20 protein-coding genes, 1 other RNA gene and 1 riboswitch are annotated in these 21,207 nt (G+C 63.8%); of the genes, 12 read left to right on the top strand and 9 right to left on the bottom strand.

Annotated elements, in window-relative coordinates; all coding sequences use genetic code 11:
• The first annotated feature begins 198 nt into the window (after positions 1 to 198).
• On the top strand, positions 199 to 2,127 hold the full coding sequence (locus AC2FMN_RS15175) for an elongation factor G (RefSeq protein WP_496689169.1): 1,929 nt from the start codon (positions 199 to 201) through the stop codon (positions 2,125 to 2,127).
• On the opposite strand, the gene AC2FMN_RS15180 is transcribed toward AC2FMN_RS15175, so the two are convergent.
• The 5 genes from AC2FMN_RS15180 to AC2FMN_RS15200 form a co-directional block, all read right to left on the bottom strand.
• The gene (locus tag AC2FMN_RS15180; protein ID WP_496689170.1) at positions 2,124 to 3,701 is read right to left on the bottom strand and encodes an ABC transporter ATP-binding protein; all 1,578 of its coding nucleotides are present in this window, start codon (positions 3,699 to 3,701) and stop codon (positions 2,124 to 2,126) included. The genes AC2FMN_RS15175 and AC2FMN_RS15180 overlap by 4 nt on opposite strands.
• Entirely contained in the window at positions 3,698 to 4,804 is a 1,107-nt protein-coding gene (locus AC2FMN_RS15185; RefSeq protein ID WP_496680459.1) for an ABC transporter permease, read from the bottom strand. Before AC2FMN_RS15185 ends, AC2FMN_RS15180 begins: the two co-directional genes overlap by 4 nt.
• A complete protein-coding gene (locus tag AC2FMN_RS15190) occupies positions 4,805 to 5,899 on the bottom strand; it encodes a microcin C ABC transporter permease YejB (RefSeq protein WP_496689171.1) in 1,095 nt (364 codons plus the stop codon).
• A gap of 1 nt (position 5,900) precedes the next feature.
• The gene (locus AC2FMN_RS15195; RefSeq protein ID WP_496689172.1) at positions 5,901 to 7,811 is read right to left on the bottom strand and encodes an extracellular solute-binding protein; all 1,911 of its coding nucleotides are present in this window, start codon (positions 7,809 to 7,811) and stop codon (positions 5,901 to 5,903) included.
• A 170-nt stretch (positions 7,812 to 7,981) separates the two neighbouring features.
• A complete protein-coding gene (locus AC2FMN_RS15200) occupies positions 7,982 to 8,491 on the bottom strand; it encodes a c-type cytochrome (RefSeq protein WP_496680455.1) in 510 nt (169 codons plus the stop codon).
• 119 nt (positions 8,492 to 8,610) lie between these two features.
• On the opposite strand from AC2FMN_RS15200, the gene AC2FMN_RS15205 reads away from it, so the two are divergent.
• Positions 8,611 to 9,444, top strand: coding sequence for a prephenate dehydratase (locus AC2FMN_RS15205; RefSeq protein WP_490360572.1), 834 nt, complete (start codon positions 8,611 to 8,613; stop codon positions 9,442 to 9,444).
• A gap of 20 nt (positions 9,445 to 9,464) precedes the next feature.
• Here AC2FMN_RS15205 and AC2FMN_RS15210 read toward each other — a convergent pair whose 3' ends face one another.
• Positions 9,465 to 9,932, bottom strand: coding sequence for an SRPBCC family protein (locus AC2FMN_RS15210; protein WP_496689174.1), 468 nt, complete (start codon positions 9,930 to 9,932; stop codon positions 9,465 to 9,467).
• Between the two features lie 38 nt (positions 9,933 to 9,970).
• Entirely contained in the window at positions 9,971 to 10,954 is a 984-nt protein-coding gene (gene nudC / locus AC2FMN_RS15215; RefSeq protein WP_496689175.1) for an NAD(+) diphosphatase, read from the bottom strand.
• 144 nt (positions 10,955 to 11,098) lie between these two features.
• Here nudC and AC2FMN_RS15220 point away from each other — a divergent pair, with 144 nt between their 5' ends.
• Positions 11,099 to 13,018: a bifunctional 2',3'-cyclic-nucleotide 2'-phosphodiesterase/3'-nucleotidase gene (locus tag AC2FMN_RS15220; RefSeq protein ID WP_496689177.1), complete on the top strand. Its 1,920-nt coding sequence runs from the start codon at positions 11,099 to 11,101 to the stop codon at positions 13,016 to 13,018.
• 40 nt (positions 13,019 to 13,058) lie between these two features.
• An RNA gene (ffs, locus tag AC2FMN_RS15225) (signal recognition particle sRNA small type) lies at positions 13,059 to 13,155 on the top strand.
• Positions 13,156 to 13,217: 62 nt separating this feature from the next.
• On the opposite strand, the gene AC2FMN_RS15230 is transcribed toward ffs, so the two are convergent.
• A complete protein-coding gene (locus AC2FMN_RS15230; protein WP_496689179.1) occupies positions 13,218 to 14,075 on the bottom strand; it encodes an alpha/beta hydrolase family protein in 858 nt (285 codons plus the stop codon).
• 83 nt (positions 14,076 to 14,158) lie between these two features.
• Here AC2FMN_RS15230 and AC2FMN_RS15235 point away from each other — a divergent pair, with 83 nt between their 5' ends.
• Positions 14,159 to 14,731 carry a TetR/AcrR family transcriptional regulator gene (locus AC2FMN_RS15235; RefSeq protein ID WP_496689181.1) on the top strand — a complete coding sequence of 191 codons (573 nt, stop codon included), beginning with the start codon at positions 14,159 to 14,161 and terminating at the stop codon, positions 14,729 to 14,731.
• Positions 14,732 to 14,759: 28 nt separating this feature from the next.
• Positions 14,760 to 14,960, top strand: a riboswitch (cobalamin riboswitch).
• 82 nt (positions 14,961 to 15,042) lie between these two features.
• A complete protein-coding gene (locus tag AC2FMN_RS15240; RefSeq protein ID WP_496689183.1) occupies positions 15,043 to 15,450 on the top strand; it encodes a hypothetical protein in 408 nt (135 codons plus the stop codon).
• 3 nt (positions 15,451 to 15,453) lie between these two features.
• On the opposite strand, the gene AC2FMN_RS15245 is transcribed toward AC2FMN_RS15240, so the two are convergent.
• Positions 15,454 to 15,957 carry a protein-tyrosine phosphatase family protein gene (locus tag AC2FMN_RS15245; protein WP_496689185.1) on the bottom strand — a complete coding sequence of 168 codons (504 nt, stop codon included), beginning with the start codon at positions 15,955 to 15,957 and terminating at the stop codon, positions 15,454 to 15,456.
• A gap of 156 nt (positions 15,958 to 16,113) precedes the next feature.
• Here AC2FMN_RS15245 and AC2FMN_RS15250 point away from each other — a divergent pair, with 156 nt between their 5' ends.
• The 6 genes from AC2FMN_RS15250 to curA all read left to right on the top strand — a co-directional run bounded on the left by AC2FMN_RS15250 (position 16,114) and on the right by curA (position 21,184).
• On the top strand, positions 16,114 to 17,868 hold the full coding sequence (locus AC2FMN_RS15250) for a DNA polymerase III subunit gamma/tau (RefSeq protein WP_496689187.1): 1,755 nt from the start codon (positions 16,114 to 16,116) through the stop codon (positions 17,866 to 17,868).
• Positions 17,869 to 17,954: 86 nt separating this feature from the next.
• Entirely contained in the window at positions 17,955 to 18,299 is a 345-nt protein-coding gene (locus AC2FMN_RS15255) for a YbaB/EbfC family nucleoid-associated protein (protein ID WP_170360889.1), read from the top strand.
• Between the two features lie 46 nt (positions 18,300 to 18,345).
• On the top strand, positions 18,346 to 18,939 hold the full coding sequence (recR, locus tag AC2FMN_RS15260; RefSeq protein WP_496680442.1) for a recombination mediator RecR: 594 nt from the start codon (positions 18,346 to 18,348) through the stop codon (positions 18,937 to 18,939).
• A 114-nt stretch (positions 18,940 to 19,053) separates the two neighbouring features.
• A complete protein-coding gene (locus AC2FMN_RS15265) occupies positions 19,054 to 19,644 on the top strand; it encodes a TetR/AcrR family transcriptional regulator (RefSeq protein WP_496689189.1) in 591 nt (196 codons plus the stop codon).
• A 61-nt stretch (positions 19,645 to 19,705) separates the two neighbouring features.
• Positions 19,706 to 20,119 (top strand): organic hydroperoxide resistance protein, encoded by a 414-nt coding sequence (locus AC2FMN_RS15270; RefSeq protein WP_496689191.1) that lies wholly within the window; start codon positions 19,706 to 19,708, stop codon positions 20,117 to 20,119.
• 36 nt (positions 20,120 to 20,155) lie between these two features.
• A complete protein-coding gene (curA, locus tag AC2FMN_RS15275; RefSeq protein ID WP_496689193.1) occupies positions 20,156 to 21,184 on the top strand; it encodes an NADPH-dependent curcumin/dihydrocurcumin reductase in 1,029 nt (342 codons plus the stop codon).
• Positions 21,185 to 21,207: the final 23 nt, after the last annotated feature.

Here is a 21,207-nt window from a genome sequence, read left to right on the forward strand (position 1 = left end):
GCCGCAACCCGGCCGGTCGCCACAATGCAAAAAAGCGGGGGGTTGACGCGTGCGGTGGCTTTTCCCCACACTCGGAAGGCGGGCGGCAGGCCGCCCGACCCCGAGGCAGGCCATCATTCAGACAGACTCGCCGGCGCATCCGCGTTCGACAGCTCCTTTCGTGCAACCACTCTGCAACTTGACGAAGGGACAGCACCCATGCGCGTTTTTACCGTCCTCGGCCCCAGCCAATCGGGCAAGACAACCCTGGTCGAGGCCATCAGTCGCCTTGATGGCCGGCCCACCACATTCGACCTGTCCGGAACCGTGCATATGCACGGTTTTTCTTATCTGGACGAACCGTGGTGCGCGATAGATGTCGATGGCGGAGGCGATGCGATGGCCTATGCCGGGCCCGCCATGGCCATTTCCGACGCGGCGGTGGTCGTGGTCCCGCCTGACCCGGACGCGGCTGTTCTGTGCGCCCCCTACCTGCGGCTGGTCGAGGAGGCGGGCATTCCCTGCTTTCTGTTCATCAACCGGATGGACAACCCCAACGGCCGCATCCGAGACATCGTCGCCGCACTGCAGACCTATTGCAGCCATCACATTACCCTGCGGCAAGTGCCGATCCGTGAAGGCGAAACCATTATCGGGGCCGTCGACCTGATCTCGGAGCGCGCGTGGAAATATCAAGAAGGTCAGCCCTCGGCGCTGATCGAACTGCCGCAATCGGTTGCGGATCGCGAGGCCGAAGCCCGCACCGAACTGCTCGAGACCCTGTCGGATTTCGACGACCACTTGCTTGAGCAGCTAATCGAGGACAAGCAGCCGCCCAGCGCCGAGATCTATGACTTGGCCGCGCAGGTGTTGCAGAACCACCAGTTGATCCCGGCCTGTCTGGGCGCGGCCAGCCATGGCAACGGGCTGACCCGCCTGATGAAGGCCCTGCGGCACGAGGCGCCCGAGTTCGACATCGCCGCCGACCGCGACGCGGCGCCCGAGGCCGCCCGCGCCATCACCGGTTTTGCCGACGTCAAGAAGCACATCGGCAAGATCATCGTCCTGCGGGGGCTGGGCGACGGGATCAAGGCGCATGATCCGCTGGGCGGCGAAACCGTTGGCAACCTGACCGCGCTGGATGCCAAGACCCAGATCGACGGGCTGAAGGCCGGCGAGATCGGGCTGGCGGTAAAATCCGATCACCTCAACCCCGGCAATGTCTATGACAGCAGCGACTCCACGCCGCTGCCGGATTGGGCCACGGCGCATCCGGTCGCCTATCGGCAGGTTGTGTCGCCAGCCCATGAACGCGACGACGTGCGCCTGTCCAACGCGCTGTCCCGGCTGGTCGAGATCGACCCGGGCTTGACGCTGGAACAGGACGAGCTGAGCGGCCACGCCGTTCTGGGCTCGCAGGGGCCGCAGCACATGCGGCGGGTGGTCGCCAAGCTGGCCGAGGATTTCGGGATCGAGATCGAGACCTCCCCGGTCGAGACCGCCTATCGCGAGACCATCCGCGCCGCGGTCGAACACCGGCACCGCCACCGCAAGCAATCCGGTGGCGCGGGGCAGTTCGCCGATGTGGTGATCTCGGTCGCGCCGCTGCCGCGCGGATCGGATTTTCACTTCGACGAGGTGGTCAAGGGCGGCGCGGTACCCAAGAACTATATCCCCTCGGTCGAACAAGGCGCGGTCGATGCATTGGCGCAAGGCCCCGAGGGCTTTCCGGTGGTGGATGTGAAGGTCACGCTGCATGACGGCAAGCATCACAACGTGGACAGTTCCGATTTTGCCTTCCGGACGGCCGGAAAAAACGCAGTCCGCGAGGCCCTGCCGCAGGCCAAACCCGTCGTGTTGCAGCCGATCCTGAACGCCGAGATCCATGTTCCGTCGGCCTTCGTGGGCGATCTGGTGCCCACGATCAGCTCGCTTCAGGGGCAGGTCTTGGGGTTCGAGGGCAACCCGAACGCGCCGGGCTGGGAAATCTTCAACGCCCAGCTGCCCGCCGTGGCTGAGGACGAACTGCACCGCACGCTGGCCAGCGCCACACGCGGTACCGGCTGGGTCAAGCTGCAGTTCGACCACTATGAAGAGCTGCGCGGCCCGCTGCCCAAATCGGCGGCGCGCGAAGCGGCCAACGCCTAACCCGCCGCAGCGATCAGTTCGCGGGTGTAGTCATCCTGCGCGTTGACGAAGAGGTCTTCGGCAGCGCCCATCTCGACCACGTCTCCGTTGCGCATGACGATCACCTTGTGTGACATCGCCCGCACCACCTTCAGGTCGTGGCTGATGAACAGGTAGGCCAGCCCGTATTTCTTCTGCAAGTCGCGTAGCAGTTCGACGATCTGCACCTGAACCGTCATGTCCAGCGCGCTGGTGGGTTCATCCAGCACCAGCAGCTTGGGCCGCAGCACCATGGCGCGGGCAATCGCGATGCGCTGGCGTTGCCCGCCCGAGAATTCGTGCGGGTAGCGGTCCATGGCCGCCGGGTCCAGGCCCACCTCGGTCATCACCTCGGCCACCAACTCGCGCGGGGCACGGTGCGGATCGACCTTGTGGATCGCCAGACCCTCGGCGATGATCTGCTGGCAGGTCATACGCGGGCTGAGGCTGCCGAACGGGTCCTGGAATACGATCTGCATGTCCTTCCGCAGGCGGCGCAGTTCACGCGTGGACCAGCGGCGCACATCCTGCCCACGGAAGGTGATCCCGCCCTCGGAAGCGATCAGACGCATGATCGCAAGCGCAAGCGTGGTCTTGCCCGAGCCGCTTTCGCCCACGATCCCTAAGGTCTCGCCTGCCCGCACGCTGAGCGTAGCGTCGTTCACCGCCTTCACATAGCCGACCGTGCGTTTCAGGAACCCGCGCTGGATCGGGAACCAGACCTTCAGATGCTCGGTCCGGGCCACTTCTTCGGCCGCGGGGTCTATCGGATCGGGAATGCCTTTGGGTTCGGCCGCCAGCAGCTTGCGGGTATAGGGGTGCTGAGGGTTGTCGAAGATCTCGGCCACCGGGCCGGTCTCGACGATCTCGCCATCCTTCATCACGCAGACCCGGTCGGCGATGCGCCGCACGATGCCCAGATCATGGGTGATGAACAACATCCCCATGTTTTCCGATTTCTGCAGCTCGACCAGCAGCTCGAGGATCTGCGCCTGAATGGTCACGTCCAGCGCAGTGGTCGGCTCGTCAGCGATCAGGATATCGGGCTGATTGGCCAGCGCCATGGCGATCATCACCCGCTGCCGCTGTCCGCCGGACAGCTGATGGGGATAGGCGTCCAGCCGTTCCTCGGGGTCGCGGATGCCGACCTTTTTCAACAATTCGACGATCCGGGCGCGCGCCGCGTCGCCCGTCAGCCCCTGGTGCAGGGCCAGCGATTCCGCCATCTGCTTCTGAATCGTGTGCAGCGGGTTCAACGAGGTCATCGGCTCCTGGAAGATGAAGCTGATATCGTTGCCGCGCACCTCCATCAGACGCTGCTCCGAGGCGCCGATCATCTCTTGGCCGTCATAGGTGACCGATCCTTCGACGATTGCGCTGTCGCCCAGCAGCGACACGGTCGACAGCGCGGTGACCGATTTGCCCGAGCCGGATTCGCCTACCAGCGCCACGGTTTCCCCGCGATCGACATGGAACGACACGCCCCGAACCGCCGTGGTCACCTGCCCGTCCTGGCGGAACGAGACCCTGAGGTTTTTCACATCCAGCAAGCTCATGAGAAGGTCTTTCGCGGGTCGAACGCGTCACGCACGCCTTCGAAGATGAAGACCAGCAGCGACAGCATGATGGCAAAGGTGAAAAAGGCGGTGAAGGCCAGCCACGGGGCCTGCAGGTTTTGCTTGGCCTGCAGGGTCAGCTCACCCAGAGACGGGGCCGAGGACGGCAGCCCGAAGCCAAGGAAATCGAGGCTGGCCAGCCCCCCGATCGTGCCGGTCACGATGAAGGGCATGAAGGTCAGCGTGGCCACCATCGCGTTGGGCAGCATGTGGCGGAACATGATCGTCAGGTTGCCCACGCCCAGCGCCTTGGCCGCGCGCACATATTCCAGGTTGCGGGCGCGCAGGAACTCGGCCCGCACCACGCCCACCAGCCCCGTCCAGGAAAACAGGATCATCAGGAACACCAGCAGCCAGAAACTTCGCCCCAGCACCGCGAACATGATGATGATGACGTAAAGCGAAGGCGTCGCTGACCAGATCTCGATGATGCGTTGGAAGATCAGGTCCAGCCAGCCGCCGAAAAAGCCCTGCAGCGCGCCGGCGAATATACCGATCAGGCTGGCCGCACCGGTGACGATCAGGGTGAACAGGATCGACAGGCGGAAGCCATAGATGACACGCGCCAGAACGTCGCGCTTGGTGTCGTCAGTGCCCAGCAGGTTCTGCCCGTTAGGCGGCAGGGGTGCTGCGCCGGGGCGGTCGACGCTGGTGTTGTAGGAATAGGGGATCGGCGGCCAAATCGCCCAGCCCCGCTCGAAACCTTCGGCCTGGAATGTTCCCGCTTCGATCTGCTCGATGATGCCTTCGGGGTCGTCGAAACACTCCTCCAGCCCGCCGCTGTCGATCAGGCACTGAACCTCGGGATCGCGGTAGATCGCCTCGGTCTCGAAATCGCCGCCGAACTCGGTCTCGGCGTAGAAATTGAAGATGGGCGTGTAGAACTCGCCCCGGTACTTCACCAGGATCGGTTTGTCATTGGCGATGAATTCCGCAAACAGTGACAGGCCGAACAGCACCGAGAAGATGATCAGCGACCAAAAGGCCCGGCGGTTGCGGCAGAAATTGCGCCAGCGGCGCTGGTTCAGAGGAGAAAGCGCCATTTACCCCTCGCGTTTCTCGAAATCGATGCGCGGATCGACCAGCACATACATCAAGTCGCTGATGATGCCGACGACCAGCCCGAGCAGACCGAAGATGAACAGCGTCCCGAAGATCACCGGATAATCGCGCGCCACCGCGGCCTCAAAGCCCAGACGGCCCAAACCATCCAGCGAGAATATCGTCTCGATGATGATCGACCCGCCGAAGAACACGCCGATGAACACCGCCGGAAAACCGGCGATCACGATCAGCATCGCGTTGCGGAATACGTGGCCGTACAGAACGCGCTGCTCGCTCAGGCCCTTGGCGCGGGCGGTCATGACGTATTGCTTCTTGATTTCGTCCAGAAACGAATTCTTGGTCAGCAGCGTCAGCGTGGCAAAGGCCGAGATTGTCAGCGCGATGGTCGGCAGGGCGATGTGCCAGAAATAGTCGGCCACTTTGCCCAGCAGGCTGAGGTCTTCCCAATTATCCGAGGTCAGCCCTCTGAGCGGGAAGATCTGCCAGTAAGACCCGCCCGCAAACAAAACCAGCAGCAGGATCGCGAACAGGAAGCCCGGAATGGCATAGGCCACGATGATGGCAGCGCTGGTCCAGGTGTCAAAGCGTGAACCATCCTTGACCGCCTTGCGGATGCCCAGCGGGATCGAGACCAGATAAGCGATCAGCGTCGACCAAAGGCCGAGCGAGATCGAGACCGGCATCTTTTCCAGCACCAGGTCAATCACCGAGACCGAGCGGAAGTAGCTTTCACCGAAATCCAGCGTCAGATAGTTGCCCATCATGTTCAGGAACCGCTCGATCGGCGGTTTGTCGAACCCGAACTCTTTCTCCAGTTCGGCGATGAATTCCGGCGGCAACCCGCGGGCGCCCACGTATTTGTCATCGAAGACGCCGCCGCCGGGTTCGGCACCGGCCCCGGCATCGCCCGATCCGGCAAAACCCGCGAACACATCGCCCTGCCCTTCGATCTGGGCGATGATCTGTTCGATTGGCCCGCCAGGCACGAACTGCACCAGCGTGAAGTTGACGATCATGATGCCCAGAAGGGTCGGAATGACCAGCAACAGGCGTCTAAGGATATAGGCGCCCATATTACCGCAACGCGCCTGCCGCTTTCAGGGCCGCTTCCTTTTCGGGGTTGATCCACCACAGATCCAGATAACCCAGCGAATAGGGCGGCAGCTGTTCGGGATATTCATACATGTCGTAGTAGGCCGTCCAGTATTCCGCGATGTACCCGTCGGGGATGATGAAGAACTCGTACCGCAGGGCCCGGTCAAGCGCCATCAGCGCCGCGTCCTGCTCGGTCTGATTGGTCGTGGCGAAAGACGCCTCGATAATGGCGTCCACCAGGGGGCTGGCAAGTCCGGCCGGATTGAACAGGCTGAACGCGGCCTCTTTCGAGCCGTACATCTGGCTCAGCCCGCCGCCGGTGGACAGGAAAGCGCTGTAGCGGGTGGAATACACCATGTCGTAGTCACGTTCGCGGCTGCGCAGCGTGTATTGCGCCGGGTCGACCTTTTCCGCCGTCGCGTCCACGCCGATGGCCTGTAGGTTCTGCACGAAGGTCTCGATCATCGTGGCCGTCGAGGTCGGCAGGTTGGAGGGGTACGGGATGTTCACCCGCAAGGTTTGACCCTGGGCGTTGCGGCGCACGTTGCCCTCACCCACGGGCCATCCGGCCTCGTCCAGCAGCTTCGCGGCCTTGCGCAAGTTGCGCCGGTCGTTCAGCCGTGCCGGGTTCGATTGATGCACCGTTTCCACCGGCTGGGTGAGCAATTCCGACGGCACCACGTCCCCCAGCGACTTCAGAAACTCCAACTCGGGACCCTGCGGGACATCCTTCGCCTCGAGCGGGGTGCCTTCGATGAAGGAATCACGCGGCGAGTTCAGACCGTACAGGAGCGATTCATTGGCCCATTCGAAATTGAACGCCAGCGCCAGCGCCTTGCGCACATTCTTGTCGGCGAATTGCGGGCGCGCCAGATTGAACACGAAACCGGACGGATTCGGCGGACTGCCGTCGGGGATCGCATCCTTCACCACATAGCCCTGCGCGACCTTGGGAAAATCATACCCGGTCGCCCACAGCTTGGGGTCGCTTTCGATGCGGAATGTGTATTCGCCGGCCTTGAACGCCTCGAAGGCCGCGGTCTGATCCGCAAAATACTCGACCCGGATGCTGTCATAGTTGAACCGCCCCTTGTTGAACGGCAGGTCCTTGCCCCAATAGTCGTCGCGCCGCTTGTAGACGATGCGCCGGTTGATGTCGTAACTGTCCAGCTTGTATGGTCCCGACCCCACGGCGACCTCAAGCCGCGGCTCGTCCAGGCGACGCGACGGGTCGGCCTCGAACCAGGCCTTCGAAAACACCGGGGTGGACCCCACCGTCTCGATCCGGCTGCGGGCGGTCAATTCAGGATTGAAGGTGAATTTCACCGTGTGGGTGTCCAGAGCTTCGGCGCCAGTGACCATGCGGCCCACGGCCTGCGCATAGGATGGCAGGCCCTGCTCGATGAACAGGCGGTGGCTGTAGACGACGTCCTCGGCCGTGACCGGTGTGCCGTCCCAGAAGGTCGCCTCGGGGCGCAGATGGAAGATGACCCAGTTGCGGTCGGCGTCATATTCCAGGCTTTCGGCCAGCACACCGTAATACTGGCCAATGCTGTCATCCGAACTGTCGATCAACCGGTCGTATTGCAACGTGGTCAACGCACCGGCCCGCCCCTTGCGGGAATAGGGGTTGAGCGAATCAAACGTCCCCGACGCCGCCAGCGACAGCTCGCCCCCCTTGGGCGCATCGGGGTTCACATAGTTCAGATGCGCATAGTCGGCCGGATAGTCCAGATTGCCGAAATACGAATACCCGTGGCTGCGGATGATGTCGTCCTCATCTGCCACGCCCGGCACTGTCTGCAGCGCCATGATCGCCGCCGAAAGCCCCAACGCTGACGCCCAATGCCGAATACTCAGTACACGCGCGCCAGGTAAAACGGGTTTCATGCAGGTCATCCTTCGCGTTCGTCTCGGTTCCATGTCTGTCCACGCTAGCTAACGGGCCAGCGATGGCAGTTGCAAGTTTAGACTGCGTGAGCGCTTTGTGAAGATTTGTTGAGACGAAAAAAGCCGCTGCACATCGGCAGCGGCTTTCGCAAGTCACGGACCCTGACCAATCAGCCGCCGATCGTCTGCAGATAGGCGATCAGATCGGCACGGTCTTCAGGTTTTTTCAGGCCCGCAAAGCTCATCGAAGTGCCTTGGATATAGCCTTTCGGGTTGGCCAGGAAGGCATCCAGTTCCTCGGGCGTCCAGTTGCCGCCATGCGACTGCATCGCGGCGGAATACCCGCCGAACCCTTCGGCCGATGCGATCGGACGGTTCACGACCGCGTACAGGTACGGGCCGGTGCCGTTCGCGCCCTTCTCGAGCTTATGGCAGGCCGAGCATTTGCGGAACACCTTGGCTCCCTTTTCAGGATCGGCCGCGGCCAGCAGATCGGCAAAGACCACTTCTTCGCCGTCAGCGCTTTCGCCGGCGCTTTCCGTTTCGATCACATAGGCGGCCATTTCACCATGCGCGTCCGTGCTATACAGAACGTCAGCCCCCCATTTCGCCAGGAGGAAGAAAAGAAAGGCACCGAACAGGCCGGCTGCGGCCTTGGTAACTGTCATCGTGTCAAACATTGATCGCGAGTCCATTTCAGCTGTCTGCGGGGTGTCTAAGGCTTCCCCTTGCAAGAGGCAAGGTATAGACACCGCGACCAAACGCCCAATTCTGTAACTTGTTGCACGGAATCGACCAAATGACCAATCGCATCGCATTTCAGGGCGAACCCGGCGCCTACAGCCACGAAGCCTGCCGCATGGCCCGCCCCGACATGGAGCCCCTGCCCTGCCGCACCTTCGAGGACGTGATCGAATCGGTCCGGTCGGGCCAGGCCGATCTGGCGATGCTGCCGGTCGAGAACACCACCTATGGCCGCGTCGCCGACATCCACCGTTTGCTGCCGCACAGCGGGCTGCACATTATCGACGAAGCCTTCGTGCGTGTGCACATCAACCTTCTGGCGGTCCCCGGCGCAACGCTTGAAGACATTACCGAGGCGCATTCACACCTGGTCCTGCTGCCGCAATGCGCGGGCTTTCTGCAGGAACACGGCATCCGGGGCCGGGTCAGCCCCGACAATGCCCGCGCCGCGCGCGAGGTTGCCGAGGCCGGAGACAAACACTCGGCAGCCCTTGCCAGCGAACTGGCGGGCGAGATCTATGGGCTGAACGTTCTGGCTCGGCATATCGAGGACAATGACGACAACACCACCCGGTTCCTTGTCATGTCGCGCGAAGTGGACGAGACGCGCCGGGGTGCGCATGGCATGATCACCAGCTTCGTCTTCCAGGTCCGCAACATCCCGGCGGCGCTGTACAAGGCGCTTGGCGGGTTCGCGACGAACGGCATCAACATGACCAAGCTGGAAAGCTACATGGTCGACGGTTCCTTCACGGCGACGCAATTCTATGCCGACATCGTCGGCCATCCCGACGACCGCAACGTGCAGTTGGCGATGGACGAGTTGCAGCATTTCACCACGAATGTCGAAATACTGGGGGTCTATCCCGCCGCGCGGCCTCGGGGCTAGCGACTTGCGGCCGGGCGCCGTCAGCCCCCGTGCGCGTACCGGGTTTCCATTTCGCGGGCGAAATCACCCAGCCGCAACTGGAACTGGCGGCGAAACCGAGTTTTTCCCAGCTTGAACGATTGCAGCAACAGCCGTGCGGGCAAAGTCTGGGCGGCCAGCGACATTTCGATGGACAACCTCGTGTGCCGCTGCGACAGCGGCAGCAACTCGACCGTGGTCAGGCTGGTCATGCCCTTACCCGCGGCCACGAACCGCATCAGCGACGGGCGTTCGAACTCGGCCAGTTCGACCGACATGCGGCGCGTTCGACCGCGCACCTTGAATTCGGCATCCCAACAGGCGCCGACCCCGGGGGAAGGCGTATCGAAGGTCCGCCGCACCTCGATCCCGCGCCGCAGGGCCATGCGTTCGAAACGCCCGAAATCCGCGACCATCTCGAAAACGTCCGAGATGGGGGCCTGAATGTCTTCCTGTGCCGAAAACTGCATGTACGCCTTGATCGTTCGGTATTTTTGCCAGTGTCTCGCTAGTCCAGGGTATCCGCAAGCCAGTTGCGCAGAAGAAAATGCGCGATCGCGCCTTTTCGCGCCGGCATCAACCGCGGGTGTTCCCCGGCAAAGGCCTGCATCATGTCAGCGCGCGACACCCAGATCGCGTCTTCGATCTCGACCGGATCGATCGTCAGCCGCTGCGACAGGGCCTGCGCCGCGCATCCAAACATCAGCGAAGCTGGAAACGGCCAGGGCTGGCTGGCCAGGTAGCTGACCGCACCGACCGGCACGCCGGCTTCTTCCATGACCTCGCGTCGCACGGCGGCCTCGAGCGTTTCGCCCGGTTCGACGAATCCGGCCAACAGTGAATACATCCCCTCGGGCCAGCCGGGCGAGCGCCCCATCAGCACTGCGTCGCCAAAGGTGACCAGCATGATAACCACCGGATCAGTGCGCGGGAAGTGCTGGGCGCCGCATTCGGGGCAGGCCCGCTGCCAACCGCCCTGTGCCGGGGCGCTGCGGGTTCCGCACCGGGCGCAAAACCGATGGGTTTCGTGCCAGCCGATCACCGCCTTCGCCGTCGCGGCGATTTCGGCATCGCGGGGCGACAGACGGGTCATGATGCGACGCAGCTCGGCAAAGACATGACCGGTGGGCAGGTTCGGATGCTGCTGCTCGGAGCGATCGACAAAGGCCCCGACTCCAGACAAGTCCAGCCCGTCGGCCGGCCAATCGGATATGTCGGCGGCAAACAAGGGCGCGCCCGCGTCGGACTTCCCCATGAAAACGGGCTGTTCGACGGCACCCCCGGGGCCGCTCTGCACCAGAGCGTGGGTCATCGGCACCCAGGCCAGCTGATCCAGATCGCCGCCCTGCACCAAGATCTTGCCCCGCCACAGCAACAGGCAGCGCGACATCGGGTCCCTGCGGGCCGCCTCCAGTTCTTCGCCGTTGGCACGAATATCAGCGGCACGGTTCAGCCCCGATCCGCCGAATGTAACCTGCTCTGCCCGTTTCATGTCCATGCTCCTGCGATTGGCTCAAGGGCTGCCACGACTGTCGGCCCAGCGCAATGCCCAAGCCAAGGCCGCCGTTCGGCACCGCCTGCAAAAAAGACACATGGATGCCCGACAAATAAACGGATATTCTACCTTTCGGCGAACATGCATTTAAAACAACGCACAAAAGCAGAGCAGTTGAAAACAAAAACCTTGGCGCACCAAGCGCATGGCCAAGCGATCCAATCCGTCCTTCGCATCCTGGCGACGACGGACCTGCACATGAATCTGACCAGCTTCGACTATTACGCCGACCAGCCGGACCAGGCCATCGGGCTGACCCGCACGGCCAGCCTGATCCGCGTCGCCCGGCAAGAGGCCCGGCAGTCGGGCGCCGAAGTGCTGCTGTTCGACAACGGCGACGCGCTGCAAGGCACGTTGCTGGGTGATTGGGCCGCCGACCAGCCCGGCCCTCAGCATCCGCTGTTGTCGGCTTTCGAGAAACTGGGCTATGACGCAATCGCGCTTGGCAACCACGATTTCAGCTTCGGGCTGCCCGTTCTGGAAGCCATCGTCGAACACGCGCCGTTTCCGGTGCTGTGCGGCAATCTCCGGCGCATTGGACGGGCGCAGTCCTGGCAGCCCTGGGTCGTACTAACACGTCGGATGCGGGTTGGCGGCCAAGAGGTTCCGCTGCGCGTCGGCGTTTTTTCGATCCTGCCGCCGCAGACGGCCCGGTGGGAAGCGCACCATCTGGACGGGCAGGTCGAGGTCGCCGATTCGATTTCCACCGCCCGGACCTGCATTGCCGAACTGCGCGACCGCGGCTGTGACCTAGTGATTGCCCTTGCCCATTCCGGCCTTGGTGACGCCGAACCTGCCCCCATGTCCGAAAACGTGGTGATCCAGCTGGCGGCTCTGGCCGGCGTGGATGCCATCGTGGCCGGGCACACGCACATGCTGTTTCCCGCAGACGTCCCGGACCCGGTGGCCAGCATGGACCTGCAAAACGGTCTGATCCACGGCAAGCCCGTGGTCATGCCCGGAACCGCCGGAACGCATCTGGGCGTGATCGACCTGACGCTGGAGCGAGATGCGACAAGGTGGAAAATCGTCGCGAAATCCGGCCGACTTCGCTCTGTTCAGCCTGCGCAGCCGGATGCGGGGCCTGTGCCCGAAGACCCCGAGATGATGCAAGTGTTCCAAACCGGACACGCACGGACACGCCGCCGTGCGGCATCGCCGGTCGGGCGGACGGAGCAGGCCATGCACAGCTATTTCACTTTCTGCGGGCTGGATCGCGGCCTGACCTTGGTCGCCGCCGCCCAGGCCGCAGCGCTGCGGCCGGTTCTGAAAGAGTCGAAGTTGGAAAACCTTCCGCTGCTGTCGAGCGTAGCACCCTCCAAATTCGGGGGTCGGGCCGGGCCACGCCATTTCACCGATGTTCCGCGGGGCGACGTGTTCCTGCGCCACGTGTCGGATCTGCATGTGTTTCCCAATGAGTTGCGGGCGGTCGTCGTTACCGGTGCGCAGTTGCGGGATTGGCTGGAAATGTCGGCAGCAGTCTACCGGCAAATCGACGGCGCCCGCGAAGCAGACCTGATAGACCCGCAGGCGACCGGGCACAATTTTGACGTTCTGCACGGGGTGACATACGAAATCGATCCGTCATGCCCGCCGCGTTTCGACCTTGGCGGACACCGGACCGGTAACGAGAATGGGCGGATACGAAACCTTTGCCACCACGGCACCCCGGTCACGCCGGACCAGGCCTTTGTCGTGGCCGTCAACAACTATCGGGCCAATGGCGGTGGCAATTTCCCGATCCCGCGCGAATGTCCGGCGATCCAGTTGCCACGTATCAGCATCGGCACGGTCGTCCGGGATTACCTGTCCGGAGCGCTGGAACGCGATCCGCTCGAAGATGCCCCGGCCAGCTTTTCCCTGACCGGTTTCCACGGGCGTGCGGCCGTGCTGCGCACCGGACCGGGCGCCGCGAAATACCTGGATGAACTGGCCGCTTTCAACCCCGAGCCGCTTGGGTTGGACGATCAGGGCTTTCTCCGGATCCGGCTGTGGCCGTGACGGGTTGCCAAGCGGACCCGTGATGCCTATATCGGCGGTCGAGAGGTTGGCGCGGGCAAGCGCCTCGCCAACCTGGTCAGGTCCGGAAGGAAGCAGCCACAACGAGCCCCGCTTGGGTCGCTGTCCAACCTCTCACTTGTTGCCGCCATGGTACATAATTTTCCGAATATTCCCTGAAGCAGGGCCGCCGGGCCGATCGTCAGGCAACCAGCTGCGGCCAGATTGCGCGGCTGCGCCGGGCAAAGGCGCCGATATGGCCGACCTCGCGCAGGCCGAAGGCGGCCGGGGCCAACAAATGGCGCCGCGCCGCAGGCCCGTACAGCTCGGCCAGCCGCCAGACCGCCGGCGGCGGAACCGTCTGATCATCCTCCAGGGCGATGACGTCAACCGGGGCCGTCGTTCGGCCCCAGTCGACCTGGGGAAGCGTGTCGCCCAGTTCCGGCAGATAGCTGTCGGGTGACGTACACCACTTGCGCCACTGCCAATAGACACCGGATGGCAGATCGGACCCGAACCCAAGCATCCGCCCCGGCAGATAGCCCAGCAGACGCACCAGAGGCGGCACATGGCCATACCAGAACAGGGCCGCCAACCCCTTGTAGGGCCAGGGATGATCGGCCAGGGTCACCAGCCCCGAACACACGCAGATCATCCGGTCGATCCGTTCGATCCCGGGTTGAAGCGGCCCCAGCATCCCGCCGACCGAATGACCGATGACCCAAAGCCTGGCATCGGGATAGCGCCGCCGCATCTCGGCCTGCGCCGCCGGCATGTCCTTCAGCGCCCAATCGGCCATCGTGGCATCCGAGTCTTTCAGGCGCCGTTTCAAAGATGTCCCGAAATCGCGATAGTCATAGGTCAGGCAGGCCATGCCCCGCTCGGCGGCCAGCCAGCGCGCGAAATGCTGGTAATAGTCCCGCGGCACGCCCGTCGCCCCGTTCAGTACGACGGCGACGTCCGGCCGAGCCATTGGCGCATAAAGCCGCGCCGACAGGTTTGCCTCGCCCGCCGAAAACTCGAAATCTTCGGCGCTCACCGTCTGCTGCGAATCCAACATCCAAGCCTCCAAATGCTCTGGACCGATTGGTCTAATCATTTCATCTGGACCGATTGGTCCAGTCCTGTCAAGATGCGCGCAAGATGACCCAACGTCCGCAAAACACCCGCGATCGCCTGACCCAGACCGCCGCCCGACTGTTCCAGCGCTCGGGCTACAACGGTGTCGGCCTGACCGAGATTCTGACCGAGGCCCGCGCGCCCAAGGGCTCGCTGTATCACCATTTTCCAAAGGGAAAGCAGGATCTTGCCTTGGCCGCGGCCAGCTGGGCCTCGGACGGGATGCGCGACATGATCGCGGCGGCGTTCAACGACGCGCAGGATTTCCGCGCCGGGGTCAGCACCTTGTGCCACAAGATCGCGAAACTGTTCGACACCTCGCCCCAGTGGGAGACCTGCCCGATCGCCGCCACCCTGTTCGAAAGCCCCAACAACCGAACCTTCCGCGACCATGCCGACCGGCTGTACAAAAGCTGGATCGAGGATGTGCGCGGCCACGCGAAACGGTTGGGCGTCGCGCATCCTGACATGGCCGCAGACACCCTGTTCATCGTGATGCAGGGCGGCTGGCAACTGGCGCGCGCGCGTAGGGATTCGAATGTACTGCGCCGGTTGCCCGAGCATGTCCCTTGGGACCGGTTCCAACCGCGCGACTGAATGTGGCTTGACTCGGCCCGACCCTGACCGCTAGCGATTGGGTGATGGTTCCCGCGCCTTCGGCCGGGATGAAAAGGGAACACGGTGCGGTCCATCCGGGCCAATGCCGCGACTGCCCCCGCAACTGTAGGCGGAGAGCGATGCCGAGATACCACTGACCGCAAGGTTGGGAAGGTCGGCAAAGCAACGACCCGCAAGTCAGGAGACCTGCCATCAAACGTAAAACCGAAACTCGGACGGGGTGTCCGGGCAGGGTCTGGCCGTGAAACCGGCCGTCTGCTCCGCCCTGCCCAACGCGCGGAGGGCGCATCATGATCTGGAAGACCAACACACACGAATTTTCCGCAACCATCTGCCAACGCACGGGCAGGACCTGCCCTGCGCTGGCGCATCTGGCCCGGTCGGTCGCGCAGGCGGTTGCTGCGGCTGGCGCGGCAACCTCGCCCGAATTCCGGGTGGAAGGCACCAGCGAACTGGCCCATTGCACGCCGGGATGCCTCGCCCGCTTTGATGCCCGTGCCGACCTGATCCGGGTGTATTGCGGCGCACGCGCAGGGGCAGATACGCAAAGCCTGGACGCCTATGCCGACCTGATGTTCAATGATCTGGCCGATGCCTGCCCGGCGCAGGGGCTGGACACGTCACCCTGCGCGATGCTGCAGGCGGTCGCGCTGGATCCCACCACCCCGGCGGAACACGCCTTGCCGGCAGTCATCTGACGGTCAGTCCGGGGTAGCAACCCGAGCCGGCGCCACGGCCCAGAGCAACTGCGCCTCGGTTTCCACGGCGCAGGGGCGAACGGCCCGCAGGCGTTTGAGCGCCGGTTCCGGGGCTTCGCCACATTCGATCATCAGGCGCAGAACGGCCATGCCGGATCGTCCACAGCCCCCCCGGCAATGCACCAGAACTCGCCCGCCACCGCTCAGCGCATGGCGGGCGGCGGCGCTGACCGGCGGCCACTGGCCGTCAAATTCATCCCCCGGCGCCGAAAAATCGGCGACCGGCAGATGCGCCCAGCGGCTAGCACGCCCTTGGATGTCCGATCCGAAATCGCCCGCCCCCACGGCGACCATCTCGGCCAGAGTCGTCATCGAGATCACAAGACCCGGCGCCCAGCCCCCGATCAGGTCCAGGTCGCCGCAGTAGTCGCCGCCTCCGCCGGGTATCGAGGTCAGGGCAAGCGAACCGCCCCCGACCTGCAGGGCATGAACAACCAGATTGGACATCGAAACCACCCCTCGGGAAACGCATCACTGAAAACTATTGGTCCAGTATGGCCCAACCAGCGCCACCGCCAAAGCGAAAAACCTGCACCGGCGCTGTGGACGCGGGGCACCGGGAACTCTACCCTGCATCGTCAGTACGAATCCGTCAGAGCAGACATGACCACACAGTCCAGCCCCGCCTATCAGGTTCTCGCACGAAAATACCGCCCGGAAACCTTTGCCGACCTGGTCGGTCAGGATGCCATGGTGCGCACGCTGAAAAACGCGTTCGAGGCGGACCGGATCGCGCAGGCCTTCATCATGACCGGCATCCGCGGTACCGGCAAGACGACCACGGCGCGGATCATCGCCAAGGGCATGAACTGCATCGGCCCCGACGGCAATGGCGGCCCAACGACCGAACCCTGCGGCCAGTGCGAGCACTGCGTGGCCATAATGGAAGGCCGCCACGTGGACGTGCTGGAAATGGACGCCGCCAGCCGCACCGGCGTGGGCGATATCCGCGAGATCATCGACAGCGTGCGCTATCGCGCCGCCAGCGCGCGGTACAAGATCTACATCATCGACGAAGTCCACATGCTGTCGACCAGCGCGTTCAACGCGCTGCTGAAGACGCTGGAGGAACCGCCCGAGCATGTGAAGTTCATCTTTGCCACGACCGAGATCCGCAAGGTTCCGGTCACCGTGCTGTCGCGCTGCCAACGGTTCGACCTGCGCCGGATCGAGCCCGAAGTGATGATCGGCCTGCTGCGCAAGATCGCCACCGCCGAGGGCGCGGAAATCTCGGATGACGCGCTGGCTCTGATCACCCGCGCCGCCGAAGGCTCGGCCCGGGATGCGACCTCGCTGCTGGATCAGGCGATCAGCCATGGCGCCGGCGAAACCACCGCCGATCAGGTGCGCGCGATGCTGGGGCTGGCCGACCGGGGCCGCGTTCTTGACCTGATGGACATGATCCTGCGTGGCGATGCGGCCGGGGCCCTGACCGAACTGGGCGCGCAATATGCCGAGGGCGCCGACCCGCTGGCGGTGCTGCGCGATCTGGCCGAAATCACCCATTGGGTCTCGGTGGTGAAGATCACCCCCGACGCGGCAGAAGACCCGACCGTCTCGCCCGATGAACGCACCCGCGGCCAACAGATGGCCGAGGCGTTGCCGATGCGGGTGCTGACCCGGATGTGGCAGATGCTGCTTAAGGCGCTCGAGGAGGTCTCGGCCGCCCCCAACGCGATGATGGCCGCGGAAATGGCGGTGATCCGTCTGACCCATGTGGCCGATCTGCCCAGCCCGGAAGAGTTGATCAAGCGCCTTCAGGACAGCCCTCCGCCGCCCATCGGCGGGCCGGGGGGCGGCGTTCCGGTTGCCGGAAACAGCGCCCCGCCCGTGACCGCGACGGCCTCGGCCCATGCGCCAGCCCCGCGTGGCGTGGGCGGCGCGCCGACGGCGGCGTTGGCCCAGGATGTGCAGACCGCGCTGGCGCGTTATCCAACTTTCGAGCATGTGGTCGAACTGATCCGCGCCAACCGCGACGTAAAACTGCTGGTCGAGGTTGAAAACGGCGTCCGCCTCGTCTCGTACCAGCCGGGACGGATCGAATTCACGCCCACCGAAAAGGCCCCCACCGACCTGGCCGCGCGGCTCGGGTCCGCGCTGCAGCGCTGGACCGGCAATCGCTGGGCGGTCTCGATCGTCTCGGACGGGGACGCGCCCACCATCGCCGAACTGCGCGACGCGGCCGAGCTGGCGCTGAAGGCCAAGGCCGAAGAACACACTTTGGTTCAGGCGGTTCTGACACAATTCCCCAAGGCCCGCATCACCCGGATCGAAACCCCTCAGGACCGCGCGGCCAAGGTCGAAACCGAAGCCCTGCCCGAGGTCGAGGACGAATGGGATCCATTCGAGGAAGACTAATCACCCGTGCAGAAGGCGCGCTGCCCTTGTGAAGGACGCAGACGGCCCGTATTTAGGCCGCAATTCGAATGACAGGAGACATACAGATGCTCAAAGGACTCGGCGGTCTGGGCGACATGGCCAAGATGATGAAATCCGCGCAGGAACTGCAGACCAAGATGGCGCAGATGCAGGAAGATCTGAACACCATCATGGTCGTCGGCGAATCCGGCGCGGGCTTGGTCAAGGCCACGGCCTCGGCCAAGGGCGAGCTGAAAGGTCTGGACATCGACCCGTCGATCTTCAACAGCGACGACAAAGAAGTGGTCGAGGACCTGATCCTGGCCGCCATCAAGGATGCGCAGACCAAGGCGGCCGAGCGGTCGCAGGAAGAAATGACCAAGCTGACCGAAAGCATGGGTCTGCCGGCGGACATCAAGCTGCCGTTCTAATCTTCGCCCCTCAAACCCCCGCCGCCAAAGCCACGCAGGAAAGGCCATGAGTTCGAACAGTGACATCGACGCCCTGATCGACCTGATGGCCAAGCTGCCGGGGCTGGGGCCGCGCTCGGCCCGGCGGGCGGTGCTGCACCTGATCCGCAAACGCGCCCTGCTGCTGACGCCGTTGTCGGACGCCATGCAGCAGGTCGCCGCCACCGCGCGCGAATGCCTGAACTGCGGCAACGTGGGCACCACCGACATCTGCGACATCTGCAATTCCGAAGACCGCGCCACCGGAGAGCTGTGCGTGGTCGAAGACGTGGCCGACCTGTGGGCGATGGAACGCGCAGGGGTATTCAAAGGCCGCTACCATGTGCTGGGCGGAACGCTCTCGGCACTGGACGGCGTCGGCCCGGATGACCTGCGCATCCCCCGCCTGCTTGACCGGGTGACTGCCGAAAACATCACCGAAGTGATCCTGGCCCTGAACGCCACCGTCGACGGGCAGACCACGGCCCACTACATCGCAGATCAGCTGGAAGGACAGGTCCGCCTGACCTCGCTGGCGCAGGGCGTGCCGATCGGGGGCGAGTTGGATTATCTGGATGACGGGACGATCACCGCAGCGCTGCGGGCGCGGAAGGAACTGTAAAGCTTCGAAATCCGTGCGCTTTCTTCGTGGGCGATGACCCGACGTTACGTCATCTGGATTTTTATCCATCACCACCACTAGACGACCGGTCTATTAACTGCCATCTCGTGACCCATGAGCACGCAACGCAAGGATACCCGGAAACAGATTCTGGCCGTTGGCCGCCGGCTGACCGCCGAGCGTGGGTTTGTCGGCGTCGGCCTGAACGACCTACTGAAAGAGGCCGGAGTCCCCAAGGGCTCGTTCTACCATTACTTCGCCTCGAAAGAGGATTATGGCTGCGCGCTTCTAGAAAGTTTTGCCGACGATTACCGACAAGGGCTGGCGGACACGCTGAACAACCCCTCGCTGAACGCGCATGATCGATTCCTTGCCTATTTCCAGGGCTGGATCCGCAAACAGACCGGGCAAAACCCCGAAGAGCGCTGCCTGGTCGTCAAGCTTGCGGCCGAGGTTTCGGACCTGTCAGACAGCATGAGCGGTGTTCTGCAAAACGCCGTGGACGGCATCGTCGAGGCCCTGACCCAGACCCTGCGCGACGGCATCGCCGAAGGTTCGGTGGCCCGGCTCGAGGACCCGGCACTGACTGCGCGCGCGATCTATCACCAGTGGCTCGGCGCCAGCCTGGTCGCTGGCCTCTCCGGATCGGTCGAGCCGCTGGAATCGGCCATGAAATCAACCGCATCCGCGATACGCCCCATGTAAAAAATTTTGACCATATACTAGACGACCGGTCTATTAGAAAGCCGAAAACAGGAGCCTGCCCATGAAAATTCTCTACAAAACATCCGCAACGGCCACCGGTGGCCGGTCGGGGGTGACCGCGCTGGATGACGGCTCGTTGTCGATTCCGATGGTGCGTCCGGGTTCTCAGGCCGACGGCCACAACCCCGAACAGCTTTTTGCCCTTGGCTATGCCGCCTGTTTCGACAGCGCCATGGATTTGATGGCGAAATCGCTGGGGCTGGATGCAACCGGCGCCAGCACCACGGTGGCGGTCAGTTTGGGGCAGCGGTCGGATGGTGGCTATGGGCTGGACCTCGACATCACCGCGCATCTGCCCGGGCTGTCCGATGAAGGCGCCCGCAAGCTGGTCGAGGCGACGCATCAGGTCTGCCCATATTCCCGCGCCACACGCGGAAATATCGACTTGCGCCTGCATGTCGGTACCAACGCGTGATCACGCACTCAACGCAATCCAAAGGACCGACACGACATGTCTGACACCAGGAACCGCCAGATCGTTCTGGCCGAGCGCCCCAAGGGCGAACCCGACACCAATACGCTGCGCATGGTCGAAACGGATATCCCCGAACCGGCCGAGGGGCAGATGCTGCTGCGCACGGTTTACCTGTCGCTGGACCCCTATATGCGCGGACGCATGAGCGACGCCCCCTCCTATGCACCGCCGGTCGAGATCGGCGGGGTCATGGTGGGCGGCACCGTGGCGCGCGTGGTCTCCTCGAAGATCGACGGGTTTTCCGAAGGTGACTGGGTGCTCAGCTTCAATGGCTGGCAGGACTATGCTCTGTCGGACGGCGAGGGCGTGCTGAACCTCGGCCAGACGCCCTCCCATCCGTCCTGGGCGCTTGGGGTGCTCGGCATGCCGGGCTTTACGGCCTGGGCCGGCCTGACGCAGATCGGCGCGCCGAAACCCGGTGAGACCATCGTGGTCGCCGCGGCGACCGGGCCGGTCGGGGCCACGGTCGGCCAGATCGGCAAGATTCTGGGCTGCCGCGTCGTTGGTGTGGCCGGTGGCTCCGAGAAATGCGCCCATGCGGTGGACGAGCTGGGTTTCGACGCCTGCATCGACCACAAGGCCCCTGATTTCGCCGAGCAGCTCGGCCAGGCCGTTCCGGACGGCATCGACATCTATTTCGAGAATGTCGGCGGCAAGGTGCTGGACGCGGTGATCCCAAACCTCAACCCCAAAAGCCGCATCCCTGTGTGCGGGCTGGTATCGCAATACAACGCCACCGCGCTGCCCGAAGGGCCGGACCGGATGAACTGGTTTCTGGGTCAGGTCCTGCGCAAGCGGATCACGGTGCAGGGGTTCATCATCTTCGAGGATTTCGGCCACCTCTACCCCGACTTCGCGGCTCAGATGGGTGACTGGGTCAATTCCGGCCGCGTCAAGTACCGCGAGGAAATGATCGACGGGCTGGAAAACGCCCCCAAGGCGCTGATCGGCCTGCTGCGGGGCGAGAATTTCGGCAAACGCGTGATCCGCGTTGCGCAAGACTGACAGCTTCAGACAAGCCAAACGAA

The organism is Ruegeria sp. BHSC037, assembly GCF_059613045.1.

Coding starts and splice junctions, on each gene's coding strand:
- AC2FMN_RS15240 (WP_496689183.1), top strand. CDS start 15,043: ATGATCTGGAAGACCAACACACACGAATTTTCCGCAACCATCTGCCAA.
- recR (WP_496680442.1), top strand. CDS start 18,346: ATGAGTTCGAACAGTGACATCGACGCCCTGATCGACCTGATGGCCAAG.
- AC2FMN_RS15220 (WP_496689177.1), top strand. CDS start 11,099: ATGCATTTAAAACAACGCACAAAAGCAGAGCAGTTGAAAACAAAAACC.
- AC2FMN_RS15270 (WP_496689191.1), top strand. CDS start 19,706: ATGAAAATTCTCTACAAAACATCCGCAACGGCCACCGGTGGCCGGTCG.
- AC2FMN_RS15195 (WP_496689172.1), bottom strand. CDS start 7,811: ATGAAACCCGTTTTACCTGGCGCGCGTGTACTGAGTATTCGGCATTGG.
- AC2FMN_RS15235 (WP_496689181.1), top strand. CDS start 14,159: ATGACCCAACGTCCGCAAAACACCCGCGATCGCCTGACCCAGACCGCC.
- AC2FMN_RS15255 (WP_170360889.1), top strand. CDS start 17,955: ATGCTCAAAGGACTCGGCGGTCTGGGCGACATGGCCAAGATGATGAAA.
- curA (WP_496689193.1), top strand. CDS start 20,156: ATGTCTGACACCAGGAACCGCCAGATCGTTCTGGCCGAGCGCCCCAAG.
- AC2FMN_RS15175 (WP_496689169.1), top strand. CDS start 199: ATGCGCGTTTTTACCGTCCTCGGCCCCAGCCAATCGGGCAAGACAACC.
- nudC (WP_496689175.1), bottom strand. CDS start 10,954: ATGAAACGGGCAGAGCAGGTTACATTCGGCGGATCGGGGCTGAACCGT.
- AC2FMN_RS15190 (WP_496689171.1), bottom strand. CDS start 5,899: ATGGGCGCCTATATCCTTAGACGCCTGTTGCTGGTCATTCCGACCCTT.
- AC2FMN_RS15245 (WP_496689185.1), bottom strand. CDS start 15,957: ATGTCCAATCTGGTTGTTCATGCCCTGCAGGTCGGGGGCGGTTCGCTT.
- AC2FMN_RS15180 (WP_496689170.1), bottom strand. CDS start 3,701: ATGAGCTTGCTGGATGTGAAAAACCTCAGGGTCTCGTTCCGCCAGGAC.
- AC2FMN_RS15200 (WP_496680455.1), bottom strand. CDS start 8,491: ATGTTTGACACGATGACAGTTACCAAGGCCGCAGCCGGCCTGTTCGGT.
- AC2FMN_RS15210 (WP_496689174.1), bottom strand. CDS start 9,932: ATGCAGTTTTCGGCACAGGAAGACATTCAGGCCCCCATCTCGGACGTT.
- AC2FMN_RS15205 (WP_490360572.1), top strand. CDS start 8,611: ATGACCAATCGCATCGCATTTCAGGGCGAACCCGGCGCCTACAGCCAC.
- AC2FMN_RS15230 (WP_496689179.1), bottom strand. CDS start 14,075: ATGTTGGATTCGCAGCAGACGGTGAGCGCCGAAGATTTCGAGTTTTCG.
- AC2FMN_RS15265 (WP_496689189.1), top strand. CDS start 19,054: ATGAGCACGCAACGCAAGGATACCCGGAAACAGATTCTGGCCGTTGGC.
- AC2FMN_RS15250 (WP_496689187.1), top strand. CDS start 16,114: ATGACCACACAGTCCAGCCCCGCCTATCAGGTTCTCGCACGAAAATAC.
- AC2FMN_RS15185 (WP_496680459.1), bottom strand. CDS start 4,804: ATGGCGCTTTCTCCTCTGAACCAGCGCCGCTGGCGCAATTTCTGCCGC.